Origin of the sequence: Rothia uropygialis (assembly GCF_004137765.1) — a bacterium.
Classification (GTDB): Bacteria; Actinomycetota; Actinomycetes; order Actinomycetales; family Micrococcaceae; genus Rothia.
On the sequence record NZ_NOIS01000005.1, the window covers coordinates 84,867 to 100,580 of the forward strand.

Sequence of the window (15,714 nt, forward strand, 5' to 3'; positions counted from 1 at the left end):
TCGTCTCGCAGAAAGGACGGGGTCACGCCTTCAGCTGTTCCGCCTCGTAGGCGGCAACCGCTCGGCCAAGTCGCGCCACGCCTTCGACGATTTCCTCTTCCGCGTTGGTGACGAAGGAGATTCGCATCGTGTTCCGGATGCTCGTGTCCACGTGGAATGAGCTGCCGGGTACAAACCCAACACCTTCCCGCATCGCATACGGCAGCAGAGCATCCGTGTCATATGCCTCCGGCAATTCGGCCCACAAGAACATTCCCCCTTGGGGCGAGGTCACTCGAGAGCCTTCTGGAAGAGCATGAGGCAGCTCGCGAACCATCGCTTGCAGACGCTCGCCATAAACCCGGAGCTTCTCCTCATCGGATTGATGCGTCTCCGGATGAGCGAGATAGTAAGCGGCCGCATACTGATCCACGGTGGAGCTGTGCAGGTCAATGGCCTGCTTGCCGACGATCATCGCGTCGCGGATCGAGGACGGCACGCGCGCCCAACCGAGGCGGATACCGGGAGCAACGGATTTGGACAATGTCTGCAGGAGCGCAGTCTGCTCCGCCATGCCTTCGATCGCGCAGATCGGCTCGAGCGCTTCACCGGAATACCGGAGGCTCGAATACGGGTCATCCTCGATCAGCATGGTTTGGGTCCTGAGAAGGATCTGGGCAACGTCGTTGCGACGCCGCGCCGACATCGTGCGACCGCTCGGATTCTGGTAACTCGGGATGAGGTAGACGAGCTTTGGCCGATGCGCTGCTATCGCCCGGTCCAAGGCCTCGGGAATCACGCCTTCGTCGTCGCACTCGACGGCCTCAAAACGTGCTCCAGCCAACCCGAAGGTCTGCAATGCGGCCAGATACGTGGGGTCTTCGACGAGGATGACATCCCCCTTGTCGACCATCACCTGTCCCATGAGGGTCAGGCCCTGCTGCGAGCCCGTGGTGATCAGAATGTCGTCGGACTGGGAGGCAATACCTTCGGACGTGAGGTTCGCGGCGATCACTTCGCGAAGCTCGAGCTCGCCCTCGCTCGACGAGTACTGGAGCGAACGCTCCGGCCGAGCCAGGGATGCCTCGTAGGCCGCGCGGATGGCGCTCAGGTCGAAAAAGGACGAGTCCGGAATACCGCCCGCGAAGGAGATCACCCCGGGTCGGCTCACCAGGTCCAGGAGCGCACGGACCGGAGAATCTTCGGTATCCGCAAAATTGCGCGCGAGCCGTGGGGTGAATTCGGTATTTCCCGTAGTCATTAGTCTTCTTTCCGCGTGTCGTGTGATTTCCTCGATATCTCACATCTTGGTACAACTCGTGAGGTCGAGTCGGGACATCAGGTTTCGGCGAGCCGCGCGGCCACGACGAATACCCGACGGAACGGCATCACGGTCCCGTGGGCTTCGGCCGGGTATGCCGTCCGAAGCGCTGCTTTGTATTCGTCGACGAACTCGCTCTTGACGGGCTCCGGGAGGGCATTGAGCACCGGACGGGCCCCGGTTGAGGAGATCCAGTCGAATACGGGGTCTTCCCCTTGCAGAACGTGGAGATACGTTGTTTCCCAGGCGTCCACCGACCATCCCGGACGGGACAGGAGAGCCAAATACTCCCGGGCCCGGATGATTTTGTCCCGGAGCTTTTCGTGGATATGCCTGGCATACTTCGGTTGGCCAGCGATCTCGCGCAACAGAACGTGGGACGGTGCGTCGAAATTGCCCGGCACCTGAAAAGCGAAGACACCGCCGTTCGGCAGGAGGTCTGCCACTTGCGGAAGCCATCTCTCGTGGCCGTCGACCCATTGGAACAGGGCGTTAGAGACAATGAGTTGGGGCACCTCGCCTGCCCAGCCATGGACTTGGCGGGCGGCCAACCACTCTTTGACGTCGGCACGCTCGTACCGAGCGGAAGACCCCCCTTGGACTCGGGCGGCGTCGATCATCTGCTGGCTGCTGTCGACACCGTGCACCACCGCCTCGGGCCAGTGCCCGTGAATGACCGGGGTATCGGAACCCGGCCCACAACCCAAGTCCACGACGTTCCGGACCGTGGTCAGCGGAATCCTCTGGAGGAGGTCCACGAGCGGCCGAGCTCGTTCAGAACCGAATTTGAGGTACTGCTCGGGATCCCACCGCGTGCGTTCCTGCGCAGCGCCTGCCGAATCCGGGGAAGGCAATGTGCTCACTACTTGGTGGAGGTGCGCGATGCGACGTCGCGCCCCAAAACGGCCGACGCGGCACCGGTCGCCGCAGTCACCGCATAAACACTCGGCCAGGCCCCGATCTTCTTGGCCAGCGGATGGGACAGACCGAAGGAGAGGACATAAAAACCGGTCAGGACCGCAGCCGTTCCGGTTCCCGCATTTTTCTGCCAGCCTTTGAACGCGGCCGCACCGGCAACAGCCAGAACAGCGCCGCCGAGCGGGCGGTTTCCCGTGGAGCGAGCTACTTTATAGCCTCCGATCAAACCTGCGGTAGAGAACAGCGTGGGGGCGAGAGCGGACATTTTCCGCCACCTTTCCTTCAAGACAATCTGACTTGTCCGGTATAGCGCACCACAGGAATGTTCGCCAATGAGACGTGATGATTCAGACGACCTTGAGCTCCGCGAAACGGGTCAGGGCGGGATCCAGCTCGGGGAATTCTTCGCGTAATGCCGCGGCCGCCCGACGCACGCGCTCGCGAGTGACGTCCGCGATCGTCGAGAATTCACCGGCCACCGTTGGCTTCCGCGCCGCATTGATCGGCTCGTCGAGTTGCACGAGGACGAACTTCCGGCTGCCACCGTCTTGAGCGTTCTGCCGCATCACCGCATGAGCCGTGGTGCCCGACCCGGCGAAGAAGTCGAGCACGAGTGAATCTTTGCCGGTGGTGACCTGAAGGAGTCGCTGGATTAGGCGCACGGGCTTCGGGGTCTCGAACACGGCCGTGGTTCCGAAGAGCTTTTTGATGTCGTTTTTGGCCAGATGATTGTGCCCGGCAAAGTCGCGAGTCCAGAGGGTCGTCGGAACAACTCCATCCTGGACTTCCCCAAGGTATCGCTTGAGTTGAGGGGCGCGTGTTCCGTCCGCGCCCCAATATATCCGCCCCGCGTCGATCAAACGCTGCATGGCCTGAGGCGAATATCCCCAGCTCCGCCCGGGAGGCGGAAAATGCTTGACTCCGGTCAGCGGGTTCACCACGGCATAGTCCGCGGCCTGCGAATATGTGCGTACCGAGAGGTCGCTCGTCCGGTAGAGGCCACGACCATCGGCGTCGTCGTAGCGGTACGGCCGATTGATGGCCTCGGTCCGAGGCAGGAGGTTGCGGCGAAAGGCAGGTGATGCCGCATAGAGAATCAGGTAATCGTGAACGACCGAGAAGTTTCGGCAGTCGTTGGCCGGGGAGTATTTCTTTTCCCAGACGATCGTCGCGCAGAAATTCTCCTCTCCGTAGATCTCGTCCAGGAGCAGCCTGAGTCTGGGCGCTTCTGCGTCATCGATCGAAACGGCAATGACCCCATTGGACGCGAGCAGCTCGCGCGCGACTCGAAGCCTGGGGTACATGAGATCCAGCCAGAGCGAATGCAACCGGCCTGCGCTAGAGCGAGCGGTACACCGCCCCGGCTCCTCGGACACTCCTGCGGCGCGATCCTCGAGAGCCTGAGACCGATGAAAAGAGTCCCGGTAGTCGGCCTTCGTCCCCACGTTGTACGGAGGGTCGATGTAGATCAGCCCGAAGGCTCCGACGTGCGTGCGCCTCAAGATTTTCAGGGCCTCGAGGCTGTCGCCCTCGATCACGAGGTTCCCCTCCGCAACGGGGGCTCCGGCTTTCCCCGGGGAATGGGGAACCAGGCGGGCCGAGGTCGCGCTCTCCCCCAGCCTCTGGGATTCTGACTTGCCGGGCCAGGTAAGACCGTATGTTTCGATGGGGCCTCCAGCTGCGTTCCGGCGGGCCTGTGTTTGCACTGTTGTACCCCTACCTCATGCCATGTACACTTTGCACACAAGGATAGCGAAGTTTTGCCATGTGCACTTGGTAGACCTGACCTCCGGGCGACCCGATTCTGGTGCAATGACTTCCGACTCCCTTGATCGCCAGACCGCGTTGCGACTCGGGAGCCTTCTGCAGTCCCATCGGGCCGATCTGGGTATCACTCAGGAGAAGGTGGCTCTGGAAGCCGGAATCTCCCGCCAGCACTATCAGCAAATGGAATACGGGTTCAGCGATCGAGCGACTCGGAGCCCATCGAATCCGAAATTGCGATCTCTCATGAAAGTCGTCGCAATCCTCGAGATTCCCCGGGAAGAAGTCCTCAAAGCGCTCTGGCCTGACGACGCCGACGAGGGTCTCACCACCTAGCTACATTACGGTCCGTTCTGCCGCCCCTGACTTAAACCGCACATGTGCGCGACAATTGATGCATGCAGAAGATGAACGTTGAATCCTTCAACTTGGACCACACCAAGGTCGCCGCGCCGTACGTGCGCATTGCTGACCGCAAAGAACTACCCGGCGGGGATACCCTGATCAAGTACGATGTCCGGTTCTCCCAGCCCAATCAGGGTCACCTCGAGATGCCGGTCGTCCATTCGATCGAACACCTCACGGCCGAGCACATGCGCAATCACACGGATGCCCTCATCGATTTCTCCCCGATGGGTTGCCAGACCGGGTTCTACGCCCTGACCCTCGGACTGGAACCAGATGCATTCCTCCCGATACTGGAAGCGACGTTCCGCGACATTCTCGGCGCGACCGAAGTTCCCGCGGCCAACGAAACCCAGTGCGGGTGGGGTGCCAACCACACCCTGGCCGGGGCACAGGGCGCCGTCGGAGGCTTCCTCGACCAGCGTGAGGTCTGGGACGAGGTCTACGCGTGAGCCCAGCCCGCATCAACCCGTTGTCGGAGGACATGTGCGAAGCGGTGGCCGGCGGGGTAGTCGTCCAAGTCGCCATGGATGAGGAAGCTTCCCCTTTCCTCGATTCCTGCGACCGATTGGGCAAACCGGTCGATTTCGGCAGAGCCCGCTATACTCCCCTGACTCACCGGGGGCGCCCGATCCTGTTGGTCCGGTCCGGCATCGGCCTCGTCAACGCGGCCAGCGCCGCGACTACGGCGATCGCCGCGTGCGAACCACGGGCGTTGTTGTCTGCCGGTAGTGCCGGAGGCTTGCGCCGGGACGTCGAGGTAGGCGACCTGGCGGTGGGAGACTCGTACACGTTCACGGATGCCGATGCGACCGCATTCGGCTACGAGCGGGGCCAGGTCCCTGGCATGCCGGTCGACTATGCCTCGGATGAGACCTTGCTCGACGCGGCTCGCTCGGTCGCTGCTCGCGAAGGGACGCACCATGTGGGACAGATGCTCGCGGGAGGTTCCTTCGTCACCGAATCGAACGTCAAGGACGCGCGGGAAGCTTTTCCCCACGCGATTTCGACCGATATGGAAACCACCGCTATCGCTCAGGTGTGCTCGAGCCACGGAACCCGGTTCTTGTCCATCAGGGGCATCTCGGATCTTTGCGGGCCGGCGGCCGACCAAGACTTTCACATGGCCGTGGAAGTTGTTGCCCAGAGGTCTGCGGAGGCCGTCCTGGCCGTGATCCGTACGAGCCATCTCCCGGACGCGTAAACTCGCGTCAGGAGACCACAACCGAATTTCAGGAGACCCTAATGCTTACTCATAACCTGCGCGATGGCCATGAGATCCCGGCCGTCGGTTTCGGAACCTACCCCATGTCCGATGCCGAGGCGGAGGTCAATGTCGCCGAGGCCATTATGCGCGGTCACCGCTTAATCGACACGGCCGCACAATACGGAAACGAAGAAGGCGTAGGGCGAGGAATCCACAATTCCGGCGTAGACCGGAAAGAGATCTTCGTGACGACCAAGCTAGCGGGCAAGGACCACGGATACGAGCCAACCATCGCCGCGGCCAAGGAGTCCCTCCGGAAGATGGGTCTGGACTACCTGGACCTTTACTTGATTCATTGGCCCAACCCCAAGGTGAATCTCTACGTCGAATCGTGGAAAGCCTTAATCGCGCTCAAGGACGAAGGACTCGTGCGGTCGATCGGCACCTCCAATTTCTTGCCCGAGCACATCGACCGTCTCGGCGAGGAGACCAGCGAACTTCCTGTGGTCAACCAGATCGAGCTCCAGGTGCGACAGCAGCAGGAAAAGCTCCGTGCCTACCACGAGAAGAAGAAGATCGTGACCCAAGCGTGGTCACCACTGGGCCGCATGCAAGGTCTCGAGGATACCCCCGAACTGGGCGATATTGCCGACACCATCGGCGTGACCCCGGCCCAGGTCGTTCTACGATGGATGGTCCAGAACAAGATCGTCCCGATTCCGAAGACCTCGACACCCGAGCGGATGGAAGAGAACCTCAACGTCTTCGAATGGGATCTCAGCCCTGAGCAGATGGGCGTCATCAAGCGTCTCCACACGGGGATCGCATTCAAGGGGTACGATCCCCGCACCCACGAAGAGTTCTAGAGACCGCATAGACAGAAGCCCCAGCGAGGATGTCCTCGCTGGGGCTTCTGTCTATGCGGATGATTGTCCTTCAGGCCTCGTCAGGGCCCAGCACGCGCCAAGCGTCGTCGACGTCCTTCGACATCTGACGGATCAAGGCGTCCATACCTTCATAGGCGACCATTGGCCTCAAATGCGCCACGAATTCCAGCAGCACATGTTGGCCGTACAAGTCAAAATCCTCGACCTCTTCGTGCGGCCGCCCCATCACGTGCGCTTCGACCTGCCGTGATACTCCTTCGAAGGTCGGATTTGACCCCACGGAAATAGCCACCGGCCACCGCATTCCCGCCTCGTCATGGAGCCAGCCGGCATATACGCCGTCGGCGGGGATCAATCCATCGGATTCCGGAGACATATTCGCCGTGGGAAAGCCTAGTTCCCGTCCCCGAGCAGCGCCGTGGATCACTTCTCCGCGCATCCGGTGATAGCGGCCCAACAGGTGCGTTGCGGCCTCGACGTCCCCTGCCGCGAGGAGCTCACGAATCCAAGTCGAAGAACACCGCCGATGCGGGTCTTCGTCGTGCAGTTCGTTCAGGTCGTTGTCGGTCGAGAGGTCCTCGACCACGACGACCTCGAAGCCGTACTCCACCCCCAGTTCCTGCATTGTGGTGAGATCGCCCGAATTGTCGCGGCCGAACCGGACGTCCGCTCCGATCACGACTTTCTTGGCCCGGAGACCTTCGACGAAGGTTTCCCGGATGAAATCCTCGGGCGTCTCTCGCGCAAACTCGAGGGAATACGGCAGCAGAACCAGGGCGTCCAGCCCAAGTTCCTCGAGGAGGTCAAGGCTGTCCTGCAGGCCCATGATGGGAAGGTGCGGGACGTCCGGTCGGTGCACCAAAGCAGGATGGGGATCGAAGGAAATCGCAACGGCTTGCAGCCCGGCGGAATGGGCTTCCGAAACGACCGTCTCGATGACGCGAGCATGGCCGCGATGGACTCCGTCGAAATTTCCGATGGTCACCGCCGTGGGGCCGAATTCCTCCGGGATCTCGTCCAGGCTCCTGAAACAGTCCACGAATCTCCTCATGCCAGACCGCGGCTCGGTTCTCGAGCCGCGGCCATCAGTCTAGTCCTTGTGCGCTCGCACTGCCGTTCCCGAGGGTGCAGTTATGAACGCTTTTTACCGCGTTTGTTTCGGGGTGCGGCCTGCGGAGCACCCTGAGACATTTCGACACGAATACGATTGGCCTTACTGATCCAGGCGTGCCAGACCAGCAGGCAGGGCGGGATCACGAGGTCGAGCACCATGACCACAATCATCACGGCATGGGGAAGTCCGAAAATCGCCCACGAGAAGATTCGGCCGATTCCGCCGAGGAAAATCATGAGGCAGACGAACCACAGGACGTTGGCCCATTTGAACTTGACGGCAATCGCGACGAAAGCGGCTCCCACGCCGCACAGAACCGCCGCAAGGGCTCCGTAGGACGAGGCCGCGGTGGCGCTGGGTTCCTCCGTCTCACCGGGCAAGGAAGCCGTTCCGGCGAAGATCTGCCATACGCCGTATGCAATGATCACCAAACCATAGAGTGCAACGACGGTCCGGAAGATTCCCCAGTCCTGCTGTTTGCCGGGCTTGGACGACGTCTTGGCCGGCCCGGGGGTGGCGGATGTCTTCTTCCGGGCCTGTTCAGCATGGGGCTGGCGAGGCTGCGGCCTCGTTCGAGACTCGGATGCCTCGGACCGTTCCGGCCCGGCAGTCGAGGACGGCTCGGCGCTATCTCGCGATGTTCCGGCCGGACCGGTCGACTCCGATTCCGGGCTGTTCTCCCAGGGGCCCCTGGGCTGGCCGTTTTGCTCGTTGTTGTTCTCCGGGCTGGACGGGTGAGTCACGATTGGCTCCTTTCACGGAGTATCAGATCTGTCTTGCACCACTTTATGGCCGATAGGGCCGGTCATGGTCTACTTCGCGCGTTCAACGCCGCGACCGGGTCGGTTTCGGTACAGCCACAGGAGCCCGATGATAGGCAGGACCAGAGGCACATATCCGTACCCGGAGCCGAAATGCGACCACACGGATGCCAGCGGGAACAGATCCGGTCGAAGGTAAGAGAAGATCCCGACGCCGATCACGCCGCACAGCTCGATTGCTATGGCCCACACGGCGGCCCAGTACGCTCCCAGACCTTTGCGCGCCAAGGAAATGGTCGCGTAGATGTAGATCGCGGCGGCGACTCCGGAAAGGACGAAGGATACGGGCGCCTCATCGAATTTGGCGATGATTTGGTAGAGCGCACGGGCCCCTGCCGACAGGGAGAAAAGCGCGTACACGGCTACCAGCAGCATTCCGGGGCCTTTGGATTTCGCGGCAGGTCCCCGGGTCTGATGTGCGGCGTTCGCCTCGACGTCGTTCATGTCAGTCATGACCTCTCTGATGGCTCTCTCGGGATAGGACTCAGTAGTAGTACCACAGTACGTTCATGCGTTGGACCATCACGAGGATGATCGGTCCGGCAACGGCCAACACCAACGTTGACCACCGGGTTCTTTCGGTCAACGACCACACGAAAGTTCCTGCGGGTATCAGCATTGCGGTCAGCAGATAACCGTAATACTCCCAGGCGTCACCGGAGGGCCCATCGGTGACTATTTGCATCACAACCGAGCCGACCAGATACACCACGAGGAACGCCTCGAGGATCAGGACCGAGCCCTGGGAGAAGTCGTCCGGAACCTTGCCACGGAGGAATTGCACCAAGCAGACCAGCGCCGACACGAGGCCCAGGACCAGAGCGATCCAGAACCACAGGTCATAACCTGCGATCATGATTCAGCCTCCTTTTCCGCTTCGACAGGAAAAGTCGTGCCCGATCGGAATACGAGGTGCGGAACCGCGACGTCGAGCCCCCTGCGGCGCTGGTTCTGTGCCAGCGCGACCAAGGTCCCGTCCGGGGCGAAACCCGCGGCCAATTCGCAAGCCGGAACGATCTCGTTGGCCCGCTTCCCACTGGCCCCGGGGGAACCTGGCTCGATCTGAGCGCTCGGGGCGATCCACCGACCGTTCGACAGCGAGGTCGCCTCGTCATTGCTCAGATTCCGGCGCACAAAGATTCTCTCCGCCGCATGCTCGACCGAGAGCATGGGGATGGTACGGCCTTCGTCCCTCGCCTGGGCCAGCTCTTCGAGAGTCGAGGAGTCGTCTATGGATACCTCGCCGATATTCAACCGCTCCAGGCGCGTCAGATGGCCTCCCACACCGAGCCGTGCACCCATGTCGCGGGCTAACGCCCGAATATAGGTGCCGGCCGAACACGAAACCGTGACGTCGACGTCGATCACGGATGTCTCCCCCGATTCCTCGGATGCCGTCGAGACGCGCCGAATGTCGTGGACGTCGAAGGACTCAATCGTGACGGGGCGGGCCTCGAGCTCGACGTCTTGCCCCGACCGGACCCTGGCATATGACCTGACCCCGTCGACCTTGATCGCGGATACGGACGACGGAACCTGCAGGATCCGGCCTGTCAGTTCGGTGACCGCGGCGTTGATCGCGGATTCCTCGAGGGACGCCACCTTCACGGGGTCAGCCGTGATGCTCACCTCGCCCTCGGAATCGTCGGTCACGGTCCCCTGCCCCAGTCGGATCGTCGCACTGTAGGTCTTGGACTCGCCGCTGACCCAGGTGAGCAACTTGGTGGCCTTGTTGACGCCCAGAATGAGTACGCCGGTGGCCATCGGGTCCAAAGTCCCAGCGTGACCGACACGCCGCGTACCGGTTATCTTCCGCATTCTGGCGACGACGTCATGACTGGTCAGACCCGCCGGCTTGTCGACGACGACGAGGCCCGAAGGCCCGCCATCGTGGCGGTCGCGATGACGTGCCACCTACTCGGTATCCCCCGATGTCTCACGGACCTCTTTGGCCCCTGAATCGGGATCGCTGCTGGAGCCGTCTCCGAAGTCTTCCTCGACCGGATCGTAGGCGGTCCGAAGGTTGCCGCTGTCCCCGCGGGCGGCGTCCATGTGGGGGGTCGCGACGGCCTCGTCCGGGCCCTGCGCTTCCGTCTCTTCGTCCTCGCGTCGGTACGGATCGGCATCACCGGCGAAAGTCTTGCCCTCGGCGGCCTCGGCCAATTCGGCGTCGCGGGCGCGGGCCTGCCTCAGAATGTCCTCGAGGTGGCTCGCATTCACGGGAACTTCGTCGGCAACGAAAGTCAGCGTCGGCGTCAGGCGAGCCGTAATGTTCTTCCCGACCTCCGAACGGAGGATGCCTTTCGCCGATTCGAGGGCGGCGCGGGTGCCTGCCTGTTCCTCTTCGGTCCCGTAGACCGTGTAGTAAACGGTGGCGTGCTGAAGGTCATTGGTGACCCGAGCATCCGTGACCGTCACGAAGCCGAGGCGGGGATCCTTGATTCGGCGTTCGAGGGCTTGGGCCACGATGACCTTGATGCGGTCCGCCATGCGAGCCGCGCGGGCTGCGTCAGCCATGATCTCTCCTCATGTCATTGCGCCCTGGTGGGCGCGGAAAATTGTGCATTCCGTGGAAAACGGGCCGGTGTCCAGGTTACTCCTGGACACCGGCCCGATGCTTCTTCAACCGCTACTCAGGCGGCAGGTCCTTCAACCACGCGATCAGTCGCGGGGCTTCTCCTGCATCTCCCAAGTCTCGATCATGTCGCCTTCTCTGATGTCATTGAAGGATCCGAGCCCAATACCGCACTCGTAACCGTCACGGACCTCGGTTGCATCGTCCTTGAAGCGACGCAGCGACTCGATGTTGAGCGAATCCGCAATCACGTTGCCGTCACGTACCAGGCGAGCCTTGGCATTGCGGCGAATGAGACCGCTCCGCACGATCGAGCCGGCGATGTTGCCCCACTTGGAAGAGCGGAAGACCTCGCGGACTTCTGCGGAACCAAGGTCGACTTCCTCGTACTCCGGCTTGAGCATGCCCTTGAGAGCCTGCTCGACCTCGTCGATGGCCTGGTAGATGACGCTGTAGAACTTCATCTCCACGCCTTCGCGGTCGGCGAGTTCGGTGACTCGCTCGGCCGGACGGACGTTGAAGCCGATGATGATCGCGTTGTCCACGGTGGCCAAGTTGACGTCGTTCTGAGTGATAGCACCGACGCCACGGTGGATCACACGCAGCTGAACCTCATTGCCGTCTCCGACCTCGATCTTGAGCAGCGAATCTTCGAGGGCCTCCACGGCACCCGAGACGTCGCCCTTGATGATGAGGTTGAGCGTGTCCATCTTGCCTTCGGCCACGGCCTCGTCGAAGGACTCGAGCGTGACGCGCTTGCGGCGCTTGGCCAGCTGAGCGTTACGGTCCGCAGCCTCGCGCTTTTCAGCGATCTGACGGGCAGTGCGCTCTTCCTGTGTCGACAGGAACGTGTCGCCTGCACGCGGAACCGTGGACAGGCCCAAGACCTGGACGGGTCGCGAAGGACCGGCCTCGGCGACGTTCTGACCGTTCTCATCGAACATCGCTCGGACACGGCCGTGAGCGACGCCCGCGACGATGCTGTCGCCGACGTGCAGCGTACCGGACTGGACCAGCACGGTCGAGACCGCACCGCGTCCCTTGTCCAGATTCGCTTCGATCGCGACACCGCGGGCTTCCTTGTCAGGGTTGGCCTGCAGTTCGAGCGCGCCGTCGGCGGTCAGACAGATAGCCTCGAGCAGTTCCTCGATGTTCTGGTTCTGGCGAGCCGAAACGTCGACGAACATGGTCTCACCGCCGTATTCCTCGGGCACCAGACCGTACTCGGTCAGCTGGCCGCGGATCTTGTCCGCGTTCGCGCCTTCCTTGTCGATCTTGTTGACCGCGACCACGATCGGCACGTTGGCCGCCTGGGCGTGGTTCAAGGCCTCAACGGTCTGGGGCATCACGCCGTCATCGGCGGCGACAACCAGCACGGCGATGTCCGTGACCTTCGCACCGCGGGCACGCATGGCGGTGAACGCCTCGTGACCTGGGGTATCGATGAAAGTGATCAAGCGGTCGGTGCCGTCCACATTGGTTGTGATCTGGTAAGCGCCGATGTGCTGGGTAATGCCGCCGGCCTCGCCTTCGATCACATTGGTGTGGCGGATGGCATCCAGCAGACGGGTCTTGCCGTGGTCGACGTGACCCATCACGGTGACTACGGGGGGACGCGCCTCGAGCTGCTCTTCGGTCTCTGCCTCACGCTCGGCGTCGAGGTTGATGTCGAAGGATTCGAGGAGCTCGCGCTCCTCGTCCTCGGGCGAGACGATCTGGACCCTGTAGCCCAGCTCTTCGCCCAGCAGCTCGAACGTTTCCTGGTCCAAGGACTGGGTTTGTGTCGCCATCTCACCCAGGTGGATGAGGACGGTGACCAGTGCGGCCGGGTTGGCGTTGATCTTCTCCGCGAAGTCCATGACCGAAGCACCGCGACGCATGCGTACGACCGTATCGCCATTGCCCCGGGGAACGACGACGCCGCCCACCGAGGGTGCCTGCATCTGCTCCAACTCATGGCGCTTTGCCTGCTTCGATTTACGCTGCTTCCGACGCGAATTTCCGCGTCCGAAAGCGCCCTGGGCGTTGCCGCGTCCGCGACCGCCGCCGCGCGGAGGACCACCGGCACTCGGGCCGCCGCGACGGGGACCGTTTCCCCCGCCGGGGCTGCCGCCACCGGGACGTCCGCCGACATTGGAGGGCATCTTGGCCGGCATCATGTTCGGGCTAGGACGGTTTCCACCGGATGCGGCCGGGCGAGGAGCGTTCCCCCGCTGACCGCCTGCACCCGCGCCAGCGGCGGGCCGAGGTCCGGCAGGGCGCGGTCCGCCCTGACCCTGGCCCTGGGCAGGACGCGGTGCGCCGGGGCGCGGTCCGCCCTGGCCTTGTCCCTGGGCGGGACGCGGACCACCGCGGCGATTGCCGTTGTTGCTGCCGCGCATGCCCTGCTGGGAGCTGAACGGGTTGTTGCCGGGACGCGGGGCGCCAGGCTTGGGAGCGCCCCCACGCGATGCCGCAGGACGGGGTCCCGGGGTCGGCACCGAGCCGGGCTTAGGCGCGGAAGAATCCGTGCGCATGCCCTGCTGGGAACTGAACGGGTTGTTGCCGGGACGAGCCCCGGGCTTGGGCGCATTGCCCGATTTGGGAGCCGAGTCCTGGTCAGACTTTTCCTGAGCCTTTTCGTCGGACCTCGCGGACGCAGCCTCGGTCGTCGACGGAGTCGGTTCCGGCCGTGCTGCGGGCTTCTCTTCCGCCACGGCCGCCTTTTCTTCCGCTGCCGGCTTGGGAGCCGACTTCCCTGCTGTGGCAGGGGTTGGGCCGGAAGGCTTGGGCTTCGCGCCTGGCTTGGGTGCGGCCGATGTCGTGGGCGTAGGCGCCTCGGCCTTGTTGGTCTCGGCCTTCTGATCAGAGGGCTCGGATGAAGTCGACGCCTTCTTGCCTCCGGACTTCTTGCCCGACTCAGACGGCGACTGTGCGCGGTCCGCAAACGCGGCGCGCAGTTTTTTCACCACGGGGGGCTCCACCGTGGAAGATGCACCACGAACGAATTCGCCCAAGTCTTGAAGCTTGGCGATCGCTTCTTTCGAGGTGATGTTGAGCTCTTTCGCGAGCTCGTGAACGCGGGGCTTGGCCACATTACTCCTGTCTCGGTCTGCGCCGAAACAGGCACAAACCGCTTAATTCCGTATAAGGCTCCCGGCAATCACGTAATTGCCTTGGGACTCGCCGTTTGCAGAGCACAGTGAAGTACTCATTGCGCGGCACTCATCGGGTTTCCATCGGTTTTCTACTCGCTTTCTTCAGACGCTCGTGCGCCCGTTGATTGAGCTAGGGGGTGTTCCTCACTGGTCGCATAACGCCGCAGGACGGCGTTTTCTTCCGCGCGCCACAGACCTTCGAGGTGTTCGGAATCGACTCGGGTACGGAAAGATCTGGCGAATGCCTTGGTCTTGACCGCCCGGTCCAAACACTCCTGGTCAGGGTGTAACCAGGCGCCACGTCCTTTCAAGGACCTTTTGGGATCCAGGACGACGACGCCGGTTCGCGCTCCCTGCGACCGTTGCAGGACCACACGTACTAGTGCGGTTTGATCTTCGCTCCGCCGACAGCCGATGCAGGTACGAATACCGGGAGGGGAAGACATAGGCTTTCCCCTTTCCGGACCGTTCCTGCTTGTTCGGGCCGTCGCTCGCAGTCGATGACCGCATTCCAGTCTATCCCCCCACCGGGCGTTTCCCCCAAAGATTCGGCAAAATACACCGTCCCGTGTGAGGACCGTTACCAGAATGACCGGTTATTCGGCGAGATCCGCCGCCCGAGCCTTGGACTCGGAGACGATGTCGATGCGCCAATTCGTCAGTTTCGCGGCCAGACGTGCGTTCTGGCCTTCCTTTCCGATCGCCAGGGAGAGCTGGTCGTCGGGGACGATGGCCCGGGCCTGGAACCTGCCATGGGGATCCACCTCGACCGAGGCTACTCGAGCGGGGCTCAAAGCGCCGGCAATGTAGTCGGCAGGGTCCTCGGAGTAGCTGACGATATCAATTTTCTCGTTGTTGAGTTCGGAAGTCACGGCCCGGACGCGCGAACCCATTTCTCCGATGCAGGAACCCTTGGCGTTGATCCCTTCCCTCGTCGCCCTCACGGCGATTTTGGTGCGGTGACCGGCTTCGCGAGCGATCGACATGATTTCGACCGAGCCGTCCTCGATCTCGGGCACCTCGTGTTCGAAGAGGCGTCGAACCAAGTCCGGGTGGGAACGGGACAGCGTGATCGAAGGACCTTTGAACCCGCGACGGGCTTCGACGACGAATGCGCGGATGCGAGAACCATGAGAGTAGCTTTCGCCGGGCACCTGTTCGTGCGGGGGAAGAACACCTTCCACGGTTCCCAGGTCGATCTGGACCATGTTGTTCCGACCGCCCTGCTGGATCTGCCCGGAGACGAGCTGTCCCTCACGGTCTCGGAAGTCGCCAAGGACCTGATTGTCCTCGGCTTCGCGCAATCGCTGGAAAATCACCTGTCGAGCCGTGGCCGCAGCGATGCGACCGAAGTTGCGCGGAGTGTCATCGAATTCGCCGACGACCTCGCCGTCTTCGTCGATCTCCGGAGCCATAATGCGCACGTGACCTGTATCGCGGTCAACGATGGCGCGCGCGTTGCGGATCGCACCGGGGTTCTTCTCGTAGGCCAGCAATAGAGCGGACTCGATCATCTGGATCAGCTGACCGACTGGGATGTCACGCTCCTTCTCCAAGAGTCGGAGGTTGCTCATGTCGATGTCCAT

At 62.5% G+C, this 15,714-nt stretch carries 16 protein-coding genes and 1 pseudogene; 4 read left to right on the forward strand and 13 right to left on the reverse strand.

Annotation, left to right across the window (positions count from 1 at the left end):
- Positions 1–22: 22 nt before the first annotated feature.
- The 4 genes from EWV35_RS11510 to EWV35_RS11525 form a co-directional block, all read right to left on the reverse strand.
- Complete coding sequence (locus EWV35_RS11510; protein ID WP_129662060.1) at positions 23–1,240, reverse strand: aminotransferase-like domain-containing protein; 1,218 nt, start codon at positions 1,238–1,240, stop codon at positions 23–25.
- Between the two features lie 77 nt (positions 1,241–1,317).
- On the reverse strand, positions 1,318–2,163 hold the full coding sequence (locus tag EWV35_RS11515; protein ID WP_238654465.1) for a methyltransferase domain-containing protein: 846 nt from the start codon (positions 2,161–2,163) through the stop codon (positions 1,318–1,320).
- Positions 2,163–2,483, reverse strand: a complete 321-nt coding sequence (locus EWV35_RS11520; RefSeq protein ID WP_129662062.1) for a hypothetical protein — start codon at positions 2,481–2,483, stop codon at positions 2,163–2,165. Before EWV35_RS11520 ends, EWV35_RS11515 begins: the two co-directional genes overlap by 1 nt.
- An 82-nt stretch (positions 2,484–2,565) precedes the next feature.
- Complete coding sequence (locus EWV35_RS11525; RefSeq protein WP_129662064.1) at positions 2,566–3,924, reverse strand: site-specific DNA-methyltransferase; 1,359 nt, start codon at positions 3,922–3,924, stop codon at positions 2,566–2,568.
- Positions 3,925–4,030: 106 nt separating this feature from the next.
- Here EWV35_RS11525 and EWV35_RS11530 point away from each other — a divergent pair, with 106 nt between their 5' ends.
- The 4 genes from EWV35_RS11530 (at position 4,031) to EWV35_RS11545 (ending at position 6,460) form a co-directional block, all read left to right on the forward strand.
- Positions 4,031–4,318, forward strand: a complete 288-nt coding sequence (locus EWV35_RS11530; protein WP_165168542.1) for a helix-turn-helix transcriptional regulator — start codon at positions 4,031–4,033, stop codon at positions 4,316–4,318.
- Between the two features lie 62 nt (positions 4,319–4,380).
- Positions 4,381–4,839 (forward strand): S-ribosylhomocysteine lyase, encoded by a 459-nt coding sequence (locus EWV35_RS11535; RefSeq protein WP_129662068.1) that lies wholly within the window; start codon positions 4,381–4,383, stop codon positions 4,837–4,839.
- Entirely contained in the window at positions 4,836–5,591 is a 756-nt protein-coding gene (gene mtnN / locus EWV35_RS11540; RefSeq protein ID WP_238654467.1) for a 5'-methylthioadenosine/S-adenosylhomocysteine nucleosidase, read from the forward strand. The genes EWV35_RS11535 and mtnN overlap by 4 nt, the downstream gene beginning before the upstream one ends.
- Before the next feature lie 41 nt (positions 5,592–5,632).
- On the forward strand, positions 5,633–6,460 hold the full coding sequence (locus EWV35_RS11545; RefSeq protein WP_129662070.1) for an aldo/keto reductase: 828 nt from the start codon (positions 5,633–5,635) through the stop codon (positions 6,458–6,460).
- 70 nt (positions 6,461–6,530) lie between these two features.
- On the opposite strand, the gene EWV35_RS11550 is transcribed toward EWV35_RS11545, so the two are convergent.
- The 9 genes and pseudogenes from EWV35_RS11550 to nusA form a co-directional block, all read right to left on the reverse strand.
- A complete protein-coding gene (locus tag EWV35_RS11550) occupies positions 6,531–7,520 on the reverse strand; it encodes a bifunctional riboflavin kinase/FAD synthetase (RefSeq protein WP_238654469.1) in 990 nt (329 codons plus the stop codon).
- 92 nt (positions 7,521–7,612) lie between these two features.
- Positions 7,613–8,338 (reverse strand): DUF4345 family protein, encoded by a 726-nt coding sequence (locus EWV35_RS11555; protein ID WP_165168544.1) that lies wholly within the window; start codon positions 8,336–8,338, stop codon positions 7,613–7,615.
- A 69-nt stretch (positions 8,339–8,407) separates the two neighbouring features.
- Entirely contained in the window at positions 8,408–8,869 is a 462-nt protein-coding gene (locus EWV35_RS11560) for a hypothetical protein (protein ID WP_165168546.1), read from the reverse strand.
- A 31-nt stretch (positions 8,870–8,900) separates the two neighbouring features.
- Positions 8,901–9,272, reverse strand: a complete 372-nt coding sequence (locus EWV35_RS11565; protein WP_129662077.1) for a hypothetical protein — start codon at positions 9,270–9,272, stop codon at positions 8,901–8,903.
- Entirely contained in the window at positions 9,269–10,330 is a 1,062-nt protein-coding gene (gene truB / locus EWV35_RS11570; RefSeq protein WP_129662079.1) for a tRNA pseudouridine(55) synthase TruB, read from the reverse strand. Before truB ends, EWV35_RS11565 begins: the two co-directional genes overlap by 4 nt.
- Positions 10,331–10,498: 168 nt before the next feature.
- Positions 10,499–10,933, reverse strand: a pseudogene (gene rbfA / locus EWV35_RS11575) (30S ribosome-binding factor RbfA); the annotation flags it as partial.
- A 144-nt stretch (positions 10,934–11,077) separates the two neighbouring features.
- On the reverse strand, positions 11,078–14,065 hold the full coding sequence (infB, locus tag EWV35_RS11580) for a translation initiation factor IF-2 (RefSeq protein ID WP_129662083.1): 2,988 nt from the start codon (positions 14,063–14,065) through the stop codon (positions 11,078–11,080).
- Between the two features lie 152 nt (positions 14,066–14,217).
- Positions 14,218–14,574, reverse strand: coding sequence for a YlxR family protein (locus tag EWV35_RS11585; protein ID WP_129662085.1), 357 nt, complete (start codon positions 14,572–14,574; stop codon positions 14,218–14,220).
- Positions 14,575–14,724: 150 nt separating this feature from the next.
- Positions 14,725–15,714 (reverse strand): transcription termination factor NusA, encoded by a 990-nt coding sequence (gene nusA / locus EWV35_RS11590; protein WP_129662087.1) that lies wholly within the window; start codon positions 15,712–15,714, stop codon positions 14,725–14,727.